Below are 14,697 nucleotides of genomic sequence, written 5' to 3' on the forward strand. Positions count from 1 at the left end.
TCGTCGGTGCTCCCGCTGGGATTCGAACCCAGACTGAGGCGAGTTTAAGTCGCCTGCCTCTGCCGGTTGGGCTACGGGAGCGCGGCGCCGCCCGAAGGGCGGCGCCGCGTCACAGCATAGTCAGGGAGTCGTCGCTACTTGGCGGCGACGGCCTCTTTCTTGACCGGCTTGTCGGCCTTCGCCGCGGGCTCGGCAGCCGGAACCGGCGCCTCGACCGCCGGCGGCTTCGGACGCGCGGCGAACAGCTCGAACTGGGCGCGCGGCTGCTGCACGGCGCTCAGCGAGACGATGTCGCGGCCGAGCCAGAAGTTGTTCCACCAGCCCCAGAAGACGCGGAACTTTCGCTCCCAGCTGGGCATGGCCAGGCCGTGGTAGCCGCGGTGCGCGAACCAGGCCGGCAGGCCCTTGATCGCGATCTTGCCCGACTGGAAGACGCCCGAGCCGATGCCGAGACCGGCGACGGCACCCAGGTTCTTGTGGAAGTACTGCTTCGGCTCCTCGCCGCGGAGGACCGCGACGACGTTCTTCGCGAGCAGCTTGCCCTGACGCACGGCGTGCTGGGCGTTCGGCACGCAGTAGCCGCCGACGCCGCCGCCGGTGAGGTCGGGGACGGCAGCGATGTCGCCGGCGGCCCAGGCATCGGCCACGAAGTCCTCGTCGTCGCCGACGCGGAGGTCGGCACGGGTCTTGATGCGGCCGCGCTCTTCGACGGGCAGGTCGCTCGACCGCACGATGGCGGGGTTCGCCATGACGCCGGCGGTCCAGACGATGAGGTCGGTCTCGAAGCTCTCGCCCGTCGACAGCTCGATGACGCCGTCGACCGCGCTCGTGAGCTGCGTGTCGAGGTGGATCTCGGCACCGCGCTGGGCGAGGTGCTTGATGACCCAGTGGCTCGTCTCGAGGGAGACCTCGGGCATGATGCGCCCCATGGCCTCGATGAGGTGGAAGTGCGTCTCATCGAAGGTGAGCTGCGGGTAGTACTCGAGCAGCGAGCTCGCGAAGGAGCGGAGCTCGGCGAACACCTCGATGCCCGCGAAGCCGCCGCCGACGACGACGAACGTGAGCAGTCGCTCGCGCTCGGGACCGGGAGGAAGGTTCGAGGCCTTGTCGAAGTTCGTGAGCACGCGGTCGCGGATCGCGACGGCCTCTTCGACCGACTTGAGGCCGATCGCGTTGTCGGCGATGCCCGGGATCGGGAAGGTGCGCGAGACCGCGCCGCCCGTGACGATGACGACGTCGTAGTCGAACTGCCACGGCTCACCGAGCTCGGGCGTGATCGTCGCGGTCTTCGCCGCGTGATCGATGCGCGTGACCTTCGCGGTCACCACGTTGGTCTTCTTCAGGTGACGACGCTGCGCGACCACGGAGTGGCGCGGCTCGATCGACCCTGCCGCAACCTCGGGCAGGAACGGCTGGTACGTCATGTACGGCAGCGGGTCGACGATCGTCACCTCGGCCTCGCCGGCACGCAGCCACTTCTCGAGCTTCCACGCCGTGTAGAACCCCGCATAGCCACCGCCGACGATGAGAATCTTGGGCACGGTGAATGGACTCCTCAGTTTTGGAACGTGCGGGCTGATTTGCGTGCGATCACTGCTCGCGAATGCGGACAGTCCGCCTGGTATGCCGAGTGGCGCCGATGCCCAACAGCGCTGCTAGCGTACCAAACCCTGCGACGAGTGAGAGCGGCACCGTGATGTAGGCGAGCGTCCACTGCGTCGGAAGCAGGGTCATCGCGCCGTCGGAGCGTGGCAGTGGCGGGTCGGCCATGGGCACGATCGGCTGATCGGCCTCGCTGTCGTCGGGGGTCTGGACCTCGGCCCGTCGGTGCAGGGTGATCCACTCCGACAGGCTGCCGAGCGGATTCTCGTCGACCTTCGGCACGTCCGAATCGAGCGCGGCGACCGGATCGATCAGGCCGTACCCGTACAGGGCGCTCGGAACCGCCTGCCCGTTGGGGTCGGCGGTCGCGATGAGCCGGTTGATGACGTTCGCGGCATCGAGGTCGGGGTACTCGGAGCGGATCAGCGCGACGAGGCCGGTCACGATGGGCGCGGCCCCGCTCGTGCCGTCCCACTGCACGTGGCTGCCGTCGGGCAGCACGCCGACGAGGTCTTCGCTCGGCGCGGCCACGGCGATCGAGATGCCCTGGGAGCTCGCGTCGAGGCTCGCGTTCTTGTCCTTGTCGACGCCGGCCACGGTGAGCACGCCGGGAATCGTCGCGGGCGCCCCGACCTGGCTCGTGCCGCTGCCCCGGTTGCCCGCGGCCGCGACGATGACGACGTCGTGGTCGAAGGCGTACATGAACGCGTCGTCCCAGCTCTCGGGCCAGTCGGGGGTGTTGCGGGTCAGCGACATGTTGATGACGTCGGCGCCGTTGTCGACCGCCCAGCGCACCGCTTCGGCGATCTGGTCGTCGTTCGACTTCGCCGCCCCGGTGTCCTGACCGAACGCGACCGAGACGGTGAGCAGGTCGGCCTCGGGTGCGGTGCCGATCACGCCGCTGCCCTCCCCCGTGCCGCGACCGCCGAGGAGGCCGGCGACCATCGTGCCGTGGGTGTCGTCGTCTCCGACGGGCGTCTGGCCGTCGGGTGTGCCGAGGCCCGAGACATCCGTGCCGCCGACGACCGCGCCGCGGAGTTCGGCGACGTTGCCGTTCACGCCCGTGTCGATGACCGCGACCGTGACGCCCTCGCCCTTGGTGGTGTTCCAGGCGGTCGTGAAGCCGTAGTCGGCGAGCCAGTACTCGTAGTCGCGCACGAGGTCGGCGTGGGCCGCGCCGGCTCCGGTGACGGTGAGCATCGTCGCCGCTGCGAGCGTCGCGGTGGCGCGCACGAGGAGTGCCAGCGGCCGGCGGGCGCGCCCGGGCCGCCCGGAACGCGCGGGGCGTTCGGAGCGGTTCAGGCGCGTCGACGGCTTCACCCGAGGGATCCTTCCGAAGCGCCGTGCGGCGCGTCGCCCGCTGCGGATGCGGGCGCCTCGTCGACGCCATAGTCGGGGCAACGGCAGACGTCGGGCGACCAGGTCGAGCGTTCGAGCGCGATGTCGCCCATCGGATTCGCCCCGGGTCCCGCGGCGAGCGTGTGCGCCACGAGGGCGTGCAGGCACTTCACCCGCGTGGGCATGCCGCCCGCGGAGATTCCGGCGAGCTCGGGCACGACGGCGATCGACTCGCGGTCGGCGAGGTAGTCGCGGTGGGCGCGGCCGTACGCCTCGGCGACCTCGGCGTCGGCGGCCAACAGTTCGGTGCACTCCACCATGAGCTGCGCGGCCTCGAGGAACGACATCGCGGCGGTCGCCGCCGGGTGCGAGAGGTAGTAGAACGTCGGGAAGGGCGTGCCGTCGGAGAGCCGCGGCGCCGTGGCGACGACCGTCGGCGCGCCGCACACGCAGCGTGCCGCGATGCCCACCACGTCACGGGCCGGGCGACCGAGCTGGGCCGAGACGATGCGCACGTCGCGCTCGCTCACCGGTTCGAATGGCGGGCGGGTCATCGGGTCTCCTCGGCTGCGGGATCTGCGGGCGGTGTCGTGGGGGTCGGAGCGGGATCCGCGGGGGGCGCGGCGTCGGGCGCGAGCCCGGCGGTCAGCACCGAGCCGAGCAGGGTGGTCATCCAGTCACCCTTCGATTCGGTCACTTCGGCTGAGACCTCGGTCGTGGCATCCGCCTTCGCCGCTGCCGTTCGGTCGTCGATGACGAGGTAGCTCACCTCGCCCGGCATCACGTAGTACAGGCGCTCGCGCGCCTGGGTCACGATGAACGTGTCGTCGTTCCAGCGCTCGCGTTCATCGCGCAGGCGCTGCACCTCCTCCTCCTGGGCGGAGACGGCGGCGCGGAGCTCGGCGATCTGCTGCCGCTGCTGTGCGAACGCCGTGATCGTCGGCGCGAGCACCACGACGGCGAGCACGAGCACTCCCATCATGATGAGGGAGAAACCTGAGAATCGGATGCCGCTGAGCCAACCTGCGCCGGATGCGGCGCCCTGCCCGGCCGGGGCCCGCCCTGCGGCGGACTTCGCGGAGCTCTTCGGCTTCGCCGAGGCTGACTGCTTCGCCGAACCGGCCTGCTTCGAAGCCGTCGACTTGGCGGATGCCGTCGACTTCGCGGAAGCCGTCGACTTCGCGGAAGCCGTCGACTTCGCGGATGCCGTCGACTTCGCGCTCGAGGCCTTCGAGGTCGAAGTCGAACCCGTGCCGGCCGATGCCGAGCCGCGCTTCGCCGGCGGCTTCGGGGTCGGCACCGTCGGGCGCCTCGGGGTGCGGCCGGAACGACCGGTGTCGTCGCGCATCGCCCCTCCTCGTCATCGCACCCGGAAACGCGACGACGGGGGCGGCCACTCGGCCGCCCCCGTCACGCGTGATGCTGTCTAGGCCGTGTAGCGGGGGAACGCCGTGCGGCCGGCGTACACCGCGGCCTCACCGAGTTCCTCTTCGATCCTCAGAAGCTGATTGTACTTGGCGACTCGCTCGCTGCGGGCGGGCGCGCCCGTCTTGATCTGACCGCAGTCGGTCGCGACCGCGAGGTCGGCGATCGTCGTGTCCTCGGTCTCGCCCGAGCGGTGCGACATGACGGCGGTGTAGCCCGAGCGCTGCGCGAGCGTGACGGCGTCGAGGGTCTCGGTCAGGGTGCCGATCTGGTTCACCTTGACGAGGATCGAGTTGCCGGTGTGCTTCGCGATGCCCTCGGCGAGGCGCTTCGGGTTGGTGACGAACAGGTCGTCGCCGACGAGCTGCAGCTTCGTGCCGATCTCGGCCGTGAGCGCGGCCCATCCGTCCCAGTCGGACTCGTCGAGCGGGTCCTCGATCGACACGAGCGGGTACGCGGCGGCGAGCTCGGCGTAGTACGCGTTCATCTCGGCCGACGTGCGCTCCTTGCCCTCGAACGTGTAGACGCCGTTCTCGTAGAACTCGCTCGCCGCGACGTCGAGGCCGAGCGCGAGGTCGGTGCCGAGCTTGAAGCCGGCCTTCTCGATCGCCTCGGAGATGAAGTCGAGCGCCGCGCGGTTGTGGGCGAAGTCGGGGGCGAAGCCGCCCTCGTCGCCGAGACCGGTCGAGAGGCCCTTGGCCTTCAGCAGGCTCTTGAGGGCGTGGTAGGTCTCGACGCCCCAGCGGAGGCCCTCGGAGTAGCTCGGCGCGCCGATCGGCAGCACCATGAACTCCTGGATGTCGACACCGGTGTCGGCGTGCGCACCGCCGTTGATGATGTTCATCATCGGCACGGGCAGCACGTGGGCGTTCGGGCCGCCGAGGTAGCGGAAGAGCGGCAGGTCGGCCGAGTCGGCGGCGGCCTTCGCGACGGCGAGGCTCACGCCGAGGATGGCGTTGGCGCCGAGACGGCTCTTGTTCTCGGTGCCGTCGGCCTCGATGAGCGCGGCGTCGACGAGGCGCTGGTCGGCGGCGTCGAGGTCTTCGATGGCCGGGCCGAGGTCGTCGAGCACGGCGTCGACGGCCTTCTGCACGCCCTTGCCGAGGTAGCGGTCGTTGTCGCCGTCGCGCAGCTCGTATGCCTCGAAGGCACCGGTCGATGCGCCCGAGGGCACCGCGGCGCGGGCCAGCGAGCCGTCGTCGAGCAGCACCTCGACCTCGACGGTCGGGTTGCCGCGCGAGTCGAGAATCTCGCGTGCGCCTACAGCTTCGATGATTGCCACAGTGAACTCCTCTGTGATGGGTGGGTGTGCAGCGGACGACTCCGTCGTGATCCGCCAGCCAGTCTAGAGGTCGAGGATGTCTCGTGCTTGCGGCGTGCACCGCCCGTCCGGAGGCACGTCTGATGCACCGCGCGATCGGAGATCTGCACGATCACGGAGCGTCTCGGGTGCGGGCACCCCGAGGCGCGCAGATCTCCGGTGCGGTGCAGGGGCGGCGTCAGCCGAGGTCGCGGAACGCGAGCGACGCGGCATCCGTCGTCTCGGCGCCAACCGGCGCGAACGCGTCGAAGCCGTCGGCGGTCACGCGGTCGAGCAGCGCCCGCAGGTTCTTGACGCGGCGCTCGAGACGCACGCGCGAACCGGATGCCACGAGCTCGCGCTTCAGCTCGAGCAGGCGAGCGGCCGGGACATCCGCGTCGTAGACGAGCACGACCGCGCGCGGGCGCTCCTCGTCGCGCACGGCGAGCAGGTCGACGATGCGCTCGAAGCCGATCGAGAAGCCGCACGCGGGCACCTCCTGGCCGAGGAAGCGCCCGATCATGCCGTCGTAGCGGCCGCCGCCGCCGAGCGAATAGCCGTAGTCGGGGTGGGCGATCTCGAAGATCGTGCCCGTGTAGTAGCCCATTCCGCGCACGAGGGTCGGGTCGAACTCGATGGCCGCGTCGGGCAGGGCCGCGCGCAGCGCGAGCAGGTCGGCGTATGCCTCGCCGTCGAGCCACGAGGGCGGGGGCACACTCTGCCCGGTCGGCGACGCCTGGCGATCCGCGAGGTGCCAGTCGGCGTTCGTGAGCGCCTCGAGCTCGGCCGCGACATCCGCATCGCCCGTGACGATGCCGAGCTCGGCGAGCTCGGCCGCCACTCCCCCGGTGCCGATCTTGTCGAGCTTGTCGATCGTGATGAGCGCGCGTTCGCGGAGCTCGTCGGGCACGCCCCACGAGCCGAGGATGCCCGCGAGGATGCGCCGGTCGTTCAGGCGGATCGTGCAGCCCGAGAGGCCGAGCGCGTCGAGCGTCGCGACCGTCGCCGTGAGCAGTTCGAGCTCGGCGAGCGCGCCCGCCTCGCCGATGATGTCGATGTCGCACTGCACGAACTGCCGGTAACGGCCCTTCTGCGGGCGCTCGGCGCGCCACACCGGCGCGATCTGGATCGAGCGGAACACGGGCGGCAGGGCGGCTCGGTGCGTCGCGTAGAACCGGGCGAGCGGCACCGTGAGGTCGTAGCGCAGGCCGAGGTCGGCGAGCGAGAGGGCGTCGCCGGATGCCGCGGCGCGCGCGAGGTCGTCGCCGGTGAGGCCGCGCTTCATGACGGCGAAGGCGAGCTTCTCGTTGTCACCGCCGAGCCCCGCGTGCAGGCGGCTCGAGTCCTCCATCACGGGCGTCTCGATCTCGTCGAAGCCGTGCGCCGCATACACCCCGCGGATCACGCCGAGGGCGTGCTCGCGACGGGCCTTCTCGGCCGGGAGGAAGTCGCGCATGCCGCGCGGAGGGGTGACGGAGGCAGCCATGCCGACCATTCTTCCAGCACGCGGCCGTCGTTCGCTGCGCGCCGCCGACGGGGGCGACCCGCCCGCGACGAGCGCGGCACGGGCGGACCGAGTGCAGCCGTCTCAGCCCGCGTCGAGCTCGATCCCCTTGGCCGCCGCAGCCCGTCGCAGCGCGTCCGCCTCGTCGATGCCGACCGCGACGTAGATGCGGAGTCCATCTGCGTCGTCGCGCACGAGGTACTCGACGTCGCTCGTCACGATGAGCTCGTCGTCCGCATCGAGGTGGCTCCAGCGCACCCGCACCAGGGAGATGACGTCGGTGAGCGAGCTCACTGCCCGCAGCTCGGGCACGATCGAGGCGAACCCGAGCCGCCGGTGCAGCGGATACGACGACGAGAGCCCGGTCGCCATGTCGGCCCGGCTCTCGAGCGCGCCGGCGAAGTCGTCGGAGATCACCATGCCGGGCAGCCCCCAGAACCGTGCGGTGGCCTCGGCGTCGAAGTCGCGCTGCGCCTCGGCGTACCGGTCGAAGAACTCCTCGAGCCGCCAGTCCTCGATGCCCATGAGTCAGACGCTACGCCCGCGCCGGGGCATCCGCGAGGCATCACATCGGCGCGTCAGTCGGCGCGAGAAGCGGCGCGCGACTCTTCGGCGGCGCGCACCTCGTCTTCGAGGCCGCGAACGGCGGTGCGCAGTGCGCGCTCCGCATCGAGCCCCTGCGATCGAGCGGATGCCACGAGCCCGAGCAGCACACGGCCGAGCTCGTCCTCCGTGGCGGGAGCGACCTGCGCCGAGGCATCCGTCACGCCGACCTTCTCGGCCTTGCCGAGCACCTTCTGCGCGAGCGCGAGCGCCGGCATGCCCCGCGGGATGCCGTCGAGCACGCTCGTGCGGTGCGGCTTCTCGTCGGCCTTCAGCTCGTCCCAGAAGGCGACGACGTCGGCAGCCGTCTCGGCTTCGCGATCGCCGAAGACATGCGGATGACGCGACACCATCTTGGCGGTCATGTGTCGGGCCACGTCGTCGATGTCGAAGCGCTCGCCGTCGGTGTGGGCGGCGAGATCTGCGTGGAAGAGCACCTGGTAGAGCACGTCGCCGAGCTCTTCGATCATCTCCTCGCGATTGCCCGACTCGATCGCGTCGATGAGCTCCCAGCTCTCCTCGACGAGGTACTGCACGAGGCTCTCGTGGGTCTGATCCGCGTCCCACGGGCAGCCGCCCGGGGCCCGGAGCAGGGCCACCGTGTCGATGAGTTCGTCGAGTCCGGGGTGCGCTGCGCTCATACCGGCAGCCTAGGTGCAGGCCGTCACGCGCGCGCCCGTGCGCGTCGACGATGCACGTTGCCCGAAGGCGCTCAGTGCACGACGGCGAGCAGCACGCCCACGGCGATGAACAGCGTGCCGAAGACACCGTTCAGCACGCGCTGGCCGCGCACCGAGCGGGTGAACCGCCGCAGGCTGTGGGCAGCCACCGCGAAGAAGCCCCACATCACGATCACGTCGACGACCACGACGGTCAGGCCGACGATCAGGTACTGCGGCAGGAGCGGCAGCTCCGGGCGGATGAACTGCGGCAGGAACGCGAGGAAGAAGACGATGGCCTTGGGGTTCAGGAGGTTCACCCAGAGACCCCTTCGGAACATCGACCAGCGCGACTCGGCGCCGGCGTTCGGCGCCGGCCGCGCGTCATCCGTCTCGTCCTCGTGATCGTCGTCGGCGGCGGCCGGCTGCTGCGGCTTCGCGAGCAGTTGCCGGATGCCGAGGTACACGAGGTAGGCGGCGCCCGCGTAGCGGATGATCTCGAAGGCGACGGGCGACCCGGCGACGAGCACTCCGAGACCGGCGGCGACGATCAGGATGTGCACGACGAGGGCGGCCTGCTGGCCGAGGATGCCCCAGATCGAGCGCCGGAACCCCACGTTCAGGGAGTTGCCCATCGTGTTGATCGCGCCCGCGCCCGGGGTGAAGCTGATGACGAAGCAGGCGGCGAGGAGCGTCGCCCAGAGCGAGAGTTGCACTGCACCAGCGTAGGCGCGGCGATCGGCCCCGACCGTCGGCCGCACGTAGACTGCCCTGAGGAGTGCCGGGAAGTCTGGTCGGCCGACGGGAGACCGTCGTCATCGTCCCGCCTTGTCGTGCGCGCTTCTCATGCAGCTCGTGCACGTGACTTCCTGGAGTCCGATATGAACTTCCTCCGCTCCGAGCGCTGGGCCGCCGCCCTCCTCCTCATCGCCGCCGTGCTCGGCCTCCTGGTCGCGAACCTCTCGTTCGGGCCGGCGCTCATCGAGCTCAAGAACGCGCACATCGACCTGCCGTGGCTCGGCCTCGACCTGTCGGCCGGCCACTGGATCAGCGACGGGCTGCTCGCGATCTTCTTCTTCATCGTCGCGGTCGAGCTGAAGCGCGAGCTCGTCATCGGCGAGCTCAACAGCCTGTCGAAGGCCCTACTGCCGGCGATCGCCGCGGTCGGCGGGGTCGTCGTGCCCGCCCTCATCTTCTTCGCCTTCACGGCCGGCACCGACACGGTCGACGGATGGCCCATCCCCACGGCGACCGACATCGCCTTCGCCCTCGGGGTGCTCGCCATGTTCGGCACCTGGATCCCGACGCGCGTGCGGGTGTTCCTGCTCGCCCTGGCCGTGCTCGACGACCTCATCGCGATCCTGATCATCGCCTTCTTCTTCACCGCCGACGCGAACCTCGCGTCGATCGGCTTCGCCGGCATCGCGATCGCACTGTTCGGCGCGGTCAGCCGCATGATGAAGCCCCGCTCGGCGTGGATCCTCTCACGCAAGCCGCAGTGGCCGATCGTGCTCGTGCTGGTCGTGCTCGGCGCACTCGCGTGGTACTTCGTCTACCAGTCGGGCGTGCACGCGACGATCGCGGGCGTCGCCCTCGGCCTCGTCATGGCACGTCGGCCCGGCGGCCGGGCCGTGCACGCGCTCGAGCCGTGGTCGAACGGGGTGATCCTGCCGCTGTTCGCGTTCTCGGCTGCGATGGTCGCCGTGCCGCAGGTGCAGCCGAGCGAACTCGACCCGGCGTTCTGGGGCATCCTCATCGGACTTCCGGTCGGCAAGATCATCGGCATCATGGTGGCGGGCGGCCTCGGCGCGCTCGTGGTGCGGCGCCGCGCCGGGATTCCGCTCACCCTCGGCGACCTGTTCGTCGTCGGCGCGCTCGGCGGCATCGGCTTCACCGTGTCGCTGCTCATGAACGAACTCGCGTTCGTCGGGCTGCCCGAGGTCGCCGATGAGGGCACGCTCGCCGTGCTGCTCGGCTCGGGGGTCGCGATCGTCGTCTCTGCGATCGTCGTGAGCCTGCGCTCGCGCCACTACAAGCGGCACGGCGGTCACGCCGGCGTCGGCGGCGCGTTCTCGCGCTGAGGGGCACCGCGGCTTCGGAGATCTGCGCGATTTCGGAGATCTGCGCGATTTCGGGCCCGCCCGCCGGCTCGGCTCCGAACGTGCGCAGGTCACCGCTCCTGTGGCGAGTGGCCGATGGACCAGACTGGACGGATGAGCGACAGCACGCCCGCCGCCCGGTTCCTTCGCGCCGAACTGCGGGAGACTCGGCGCCGGGGACTCGGCAAGGCGTGGCACGCCGTGCTGCTCCTCGCGGGCGAGGCCACCGGGCTCGGTGGGCCGTCGATCGCCGACCTCGTGGTCGTGCGAACGAGCACCGATGCTCCGGTGATCCGCACGCGGGCCGGGTCGCTCGACGAGGCCGATGCCCTGCTGCGTGCGATCAACGCCGACCTCGAAACGATGTCGGTCGAGGAGTTCCTCGCCGAGTGGGGTCACCTGAAGGTCTAGCCGGCTGCCCCGTCGACGATCGCGGCACTGCCGGCGCCCGCGGCATCCGTCGCCGGCGCCTCGGGGATCGGGAAGATCGCCGTGATGAGCCGTGACACCCAGTCGATGAGGTCGCCGTCGCTCGGCAGTTCGCCGTTCGTGACGGGGAACGGCACGAGGATCACGTCGTTCTGGGCGAAGTGCTTGGCGCCCGGGTACATGCGCTCGAGCCGCACGCGCCGCGAGTCGGGGATGTTCGCGGGCGCGATGCGCAGCTTCGAACCGGTCGCGATGACGTCGGAGAGCCCGGCGCGCTGCGCCTCGCGGCGGAGCCTCGAGATCGCCACGAGGTGCTTGACCTGCTCGGGCGGCTCGCCGTAGCGGTCGACGAGCTCGTCGACGACCTGGTCGATCTGGCCCTCCTTCGCGGCCGGTCCGCTCGCGGCCGAGAGCTTCTGGTAGGCCTCGAGGCGCAGCCGCTCGGAGTCGACGTAGTCCTCGGGGATGTGCGCGTCGACGGGCAGTTCGAGCCGCAGCTCGGTCTGGCCGGTCGCGACGTCACCGCGGAACGCGGAGACCGCCTCGCCGATCATGCGCAGATAGAGGTCGAAGCCGACGCCGGCGATGTGGCCGGCCTGCTCGGCGCCGAGCAGGTTGCCCGCACCGCGGATCTCGAGGTCCTTCAGGGCGACCTGCATGCCGCTGCCGAGCTCGTTGTTCGCCGCGATCGTCGAGAGCCGGTCGTGCGCGGTCTCGGAGAGCGGCTTCGCCGGGTCGTAGAGGAAGTAGCCGTAGGCGCGCTCGCGGCCTCGACCCACGCGGCCTCGCAGCTGGTGCAGCTGGCTGAGCCCGTACTTGTCGGCCCGGTCGATGATGATCGTGTTCGCGTTCGTGATGTCGAGGCCGGTCTCGATGATGGTCGTCGAGACGAGCACGTCGAACTTGCGCTCCCAGAAGTCGTTGACGATCTGCTCGAGCACGTGCTCGTTCAGCTGGCCGTGCGCGACGGCGATGCGAGCCTCGGGCACGAGCTCGGCGAGCTGCGCTGCGACCCGGTTGATCGACGAGACCCGGTTGTGCACGAAGAAGACCTGCCCCTCGCGGAGCATCTCGCGCCGGATGGCGGCGGCCACCTGCTGGTCGGAGTAGGGCCCGACGAACGTGAGGATCGGGTGGCGGTCTTCGGGCGGCGTCGCGAGCGTCGACATCTCGCGGATGCCGGTGACGGCCATCTCGAGCGAGCGGGGAATGGGCGTCGCGCTCATCGCGAGGATGTCGACGTTGGTCTTCAGCTTCTTCAGCGCGTCCTTGTGCTCGACGCCGAATCGCTGCTCTTCGTCGATGATGACGAGTCCGACGTCTTTGAACGTCACCTTCTCGGTGAGGATGCGGTGCGTGCCGATCACCATGTCGACGGTGCCGTCGGCGAGCCCGGCGATCGTGTCGCGGGCCTCCTTGTCGGTCTGGAACCGGCTGAGGGCGCGCACGTGCACGGGGAAGCCCGCGTACCGCTCGTTGAACGTCTCGAGGTGCTGCTTCACAAGGAGTGTCGTCGGCACGAGCATCGCGACCTGCTTGCCCTCTTGGATCGCCTTGAACGCGGCGCGCACGGCGACCTCGGTCTTGCCGAAGCCGACGTCGCCGGCGAGCAGGCGGTCCATGGGGATCGACCGCTCCATGTCGGCCTTGACCTCGTCGATCGTCTGCAACTGGTCGGGCGTCTCGGTGAACGGGAACGCCTCTTCGAGTTCGTGCTGCCACGGGGTGTCGGGCCCGAACGCGTGCCCCTTCGACGCCATGCGCGCCGAGTAGAGCTTCACGAGCGAGACGGCGATGTCGCGCACGGCCTTGCGGGCCTTGCCCTTGGCCTGCGCCCAGTCGCTGCCGCCCATCTTCGAGAGCGACGGCGCCTCGCCGCCGACGTAGCGCGAGAGCAGGTCGAGCTGGTCGGTCGGCACGAAGAGCCGGTCGCCCGCATGCCCGCGCTTCGAAGGCGCGTACTCGATGACGAGGTACTCGCGCACCGCGGTGGGTTGCTGCTGGATGCCCGCGGTGCGGCTCGGCCCGGTCGGCCGTGCGCCCGTGGCGACCTCGCGCTGCACCATCTCGATGAACTTGCCGATGCCGTGCGTCTGGTGCACGACGAAGTCGCCCGCCTTCAGCTGCAGCGGGTCGACGACATTGCGGCGACGGCTCGCGAGCTTCTTGCCCTGACGCGCGTCGTAGCCTGCCGCTCGCCCGTAGAACTCGGACTCCGCGAGGAGGCCAAGCTTGACCTCGGGCACCTCGTAGCCGTGCGCGGCGTCGGCCTGCACGAGGTAGGCGACCCCGGCCTCGAGCTCGGCCGGCACCTCGTCGACGAGCCTGGCCGCGAGGCCCGCCTCCGCGAGCACGTCGCGTGCGCGCTCGACGAGACCGTGGCCGGCGGATGCCACGACGAGCGCCCACCCGTCGCGCAGGCGCTCCGCGGCGTGATCGACGGCGCCGGCGACGTTTCCCTGGAAGCTCGGCATCGCGTTCGACGCGACGCGCACCGTTGCGGAGGAGCTGGTCAGGTGCGATTCGGCCTCCCCGCCGGCCGCCGCGACGACCTCGGCGGCGTCGCCCATGTCGAAGCCCGAGAAGTTCCACCACACGCGCTGCGGGTCGGGTTCACCGGGAGCGCTGAACAGCACGGCATCCCGAAGCCGGCGCACCGTCAGGAAGTCGCCGGCGGCGAGGTCGATCGGCGCGGCGGCACCGACCGTCGCGGCGTTCCAGGCGGCGGCGAGGAACTCGCGGTTCGTCTCGCCGAGGTTGACCGCGCGCCCGGCCACGCGCTCGGGCTCGAGCACCGCGACGGCGGCGCCCAGAGGCAGGTAGTGCGCGAGCGGCACGAGTCGTTCGAGCAGGGCGGGTGCGAGCGACTCCATGCCCTCGACGGGGATGCCCTCGGAGACCTTCTCGAGCAGCCCGGCGAGGCTCGGGAACTCGTGCACCATCTCACGGGCGCGCTGCCGCACCGGCTCGGTGAGCAGCAGCTCGCGGCTCGGCGGCAGCGACACGCGCTCGACGACCTCGGGCAGCGACCTCTGGTCGGCGACCGAGAACGCGCGCAGCTCCTCGACCTCGTCGCCGAAGAACTCGACGCGCACCGGGTGGTCTGCCGTGGGCGGGAACACGTCGAGGATGCCGCCGCGCACCGCGAACTCGCCGCGGCGGGCGACCATGTCGACGCGTGCATACGCGAGATCGACGAGTCGCACCGCGAGCTCGGCGAGGTTGTAGCCGCGCCCGCCGGCGACGAGCTCGACGGGTTCGAGCGACGCGAGGTTGTCGGCGAGCGGCTGCAGCGCGGCGCGCACCGAGGCGACCACGACGAGCGGATGCCGCGAGCCGGCCTCGGCCCAATCGTGCATGCGCCGCAGGGCATGGAGCCGGCGGCCGACGGTCTCGGCCGAGGGGCTCAGCCGCTCGTGGGGCAGCGTCTCCCATGCCGGGAACTCGATGAGCTCGGCGTCGGGCAGGTAGGGCGCGAGCGAGGCGCGCAGCGACTCGCCCTCACGGCTCGTCGCGGTGATGGCGAGCAGCGCGGGCGGCAGGCCGGCATCGGCTCGCCGCTGCAGCAGGCCGGCGATCAGCGGGGCATCGAGGCCTGCGGGGGCCGAGAAGTCTGCGTTCCGCTGGGCTTCGGCGAGTGCCGCTTCGATGGTTTCGGCACGCGAAAGCGCCGTGAGAAAGCCCTGGAGGTTCACCCGTCGAGTCTACGCGGCGCGTGCGACACCTCTCCCGCGGGAA

12 protein-coding genes and 1 tRNA gene are annotated in these 14,697 nt (G+C 70.7%); 2 read left to right on the plus strand and 11 right to left on the minus strand.

Annotation, left to right across the window (positions count from 1 at the left end; genetic code table 11):
• Nucleotides 1-7: 7 nt before the first annotated feature.
• The 10 genes from BUR99_RS16960 to BUR99_RS17005 all read right to left on the minus strand — a co-directional run bounded on the left by BUR99_RS16960 (nucleotide 8) and on the right by BUR99_RS17005 (nucleotide 9,147).
• Nucleotides 8-81: transfer RNA gene (locus tag BUR99_RS16960), tRNA-Leu, on the minus strand.
• Between the two features lie 53 nt (nucleotides 82-134).
• Nucleotides 135-1,541, minus strand: coding sequence for an NAD(P)/FAD-dependent oxidoreductase (locus BUR99_RS16965; RefSeq protein WP_074261515.1), 1,407 nt, complete (start codon nucleotides 1,539-1,541; stop codon nucleotides 135-137).
• A gap of 49 nt (nucleotides 1,542-1,590) precedes the next feature.
• Complete coding sequence (locus BUR99_RS16970; RefSeq protein WP_234980890.1) at nucleotides 1,591-2,922, minus strand: S8 family serine peptidase; 1,332 nt, start codon at nucleotides 2,920-2,922, stop codon at nucleotides 1,591-1,593.
• A complete protein-coding gene (locus BUR99_RS16975) occupies nucleotides 2,919-3,494 on the minus strand; it encodes a DUF501 domain-containing protein (protein WP_074261516.1) in 576 nt (191 codons plus the stop codon). Before BUR99_RS16975 ends, BUR99_RS16970 begins: the two co-directional genes overlap by 4 nt.
• Complete coding sequence (locus tag BUR99_RS20580) at nucleotides 3,491-4,288, minus strand: FtsB family cell division protein (RefSeq protein ID WP_234980891.1); 798 nt, start codon at nucleotides 4,286-4,288, stop codon at nucleotides 3,491-3,493. The genes BUR99_RS16975 and BUR99_RS20580 overlap by 4 nt, the downstream gene beginning before the upstream one ends.
• Before the next feature lie 78 nt (nucleotides 4,289-4,366).
• Nucleotides 4,367-5,647, minus strand: coding sequence for a phosphopyruvate hydratase (gene eno / locus BUR99_RS16985; RefSeq protein ID WP_074261517.1), 1,281 nt, complete (start codon nucleotides 5,645-5,647; stop codon nucleotides 4,367-4,369).
• A 217-nt stretch (nucleotides 5,648-5,864) separates the two neighbouring features.
• A complete protein-coding gene (gene hisS, locus BUR99_RS16990) occupies nucleotides 5,865-7,151 on the minus strand; it encodes a histidine--tRNA ligase (RefSeq protein ID WP_074261661.1) in 1,287 nt (428 codons plus the stop codon).
• Nucleotides 7,152-7,253: 102 nt separating this feature from the next.
• Nucleotides 7,254-7,694, minus strand: a complete 441-nt coding sequence (locus BUR99_RS16995; protein ID WP_074261518.1) for a DUF6841 family protein — start codon at nucleotides 7,692-7,694, stop codon at nucleotides 7,254-7,256.
• 53 nt (nucleotides 7,695-7,747) lie between these two features.
• Nucleotides 7,748-8,413: a nucleoside triphosphate pyrophosphohydrolase gene (locus BUR99_RS17000; protein ID WP_074261519.1), complete on the minus strand. Its 666-nt coding sequence runs from the start codon at nucleotides 8,411-8,413 to the stop codon at nucleotides 7,748-7,750.
• A gap of 71 nt (nucleotides 8,414-8,484) precedes the next feature.
• The gene (locus BUR99_RS17005; protein WP_074261520.1) at nucleotides 8,485-9,147 is read right to left on the minus strand and encodes a LysE family transporter; all 663 of its coding nucleotides are present in this window, start codon (nucleotides 9,145-9,147) and stop codon (nucleotides 8,485-8,487) included.
• Between the two features lie 165 nt (nucleotides 9,148-9,312).
• Between BUR99_RS17005 and BUR99_RS17010 the strand changes: the two genes are divergently transcribed.
• Complete coding sequence (locus BUR99_RS17010; protein WP_074261521.1) at nucleotides 9,313-10,512, plus strand: Na+/H+ antiporter NhaA; 1,200 nt, start codon at nucleotides 9,313-9,315, stop codon at nucleotides 10,510-10,512.
• 132 nt (nucleotides 10,513-10,644) lie between these two features.
• Nucleotides 10,645-10,941 carry a hypothetical protein gene (locus BUR99_RS17015; protein ID WP_074261522.1) on the plus strand — a complete coding sequence of 99 codons (297 nt, stop codon included), beginning with the start codon at nucleotides 10,645-10,647 and terminating at the stop codon, nucleotides 10,939-10,941.
• On the opposite strand, the gene mfd is transcribed toward BUR99_RS17015, so the two are convergent.
• Complete coding sequence (gene mfd / locus BUR99_RS17020; RefSeq protein WP_074261523.1) at nucleotides 10,938-14,654, minus strand: transcription-repair coupling factor; 3,717 nt, start codon at nucleotides 14,652-14,654, stop codon at nucleotides 10,938-10,940. The two genes, BUR99_RS17015 and mfd, sit on opposite strands and share 4 nt — an antisense overlap.
• Nucleotides 14,655-14,697: the final 43 nt, after the last annotated feature.

It is taken from the genome of Agromyces cerinus subsp. cerinus (assembly GCF_900142065.1).
Classification (GTDB): Bacteria; Actinomycetota; Actinomycetes; order Actinomycetales; family Microbacteriaceae; genus Agromyces; species Agromyces cerinus.

What these genes read in the sequence shown, in the direction of transcription:
- BUR99_RS16995 (WP_074261518.1), bottom strand. Translation starts at nt 7,694, where the DNA reads ATGGGCATCGAGGACTGGCGGCTCGAGGAGTTCTTCGACCGGTACGCC.
- BUR99_RS20580 (WP_234980891.1), bottom strand. Translation starts at nt 4,288, where the DNA reads ATGCGCGACGACACCGGTCGTTCCGGCCGCACCCCGAGGCGCCCGACG.
- BUR99_RS17000 (WP_074261519.1), bottom strand. Translation starts at nt 8,413, where the DNA reads ATGAGCGCAGCGCACCCCGGACTCGACGAACTCATCGACACGGTGGCC.
- hisS (WP_074261661.1), bottom strand. Translation starts at nt 7,151, where the DNA reads ATGGCTGCCTCCGTCACCCCTCCGCGCGGCATGCGCGACTTCCTCCCG.
- BUR99_RS17010 (WP_074261521.1), top strand. Translation starts at nt 9,313, where the DNA reads ATGAACTTCCTCCGCTCCGAGCGCTGGGCCGCCGCCCTCCTCCTCATC.
- BUR99_RS17015 (WP_074261522.1), top strand. Translation starts at nt 10,645, where the DNA reads ATGAGCGACAGCACGCCCGCCGCCCGGTTCCTTCGCGCCGAACTGCGG.
- BUR99_RS16975 (WP_074261516.1), bottom strand. Translation starts at nt 3,494, where the DNA reads ATGACCCGCCCGCCATTCGAACCGGTGAGCGAGCGCGACGTGCGCATC.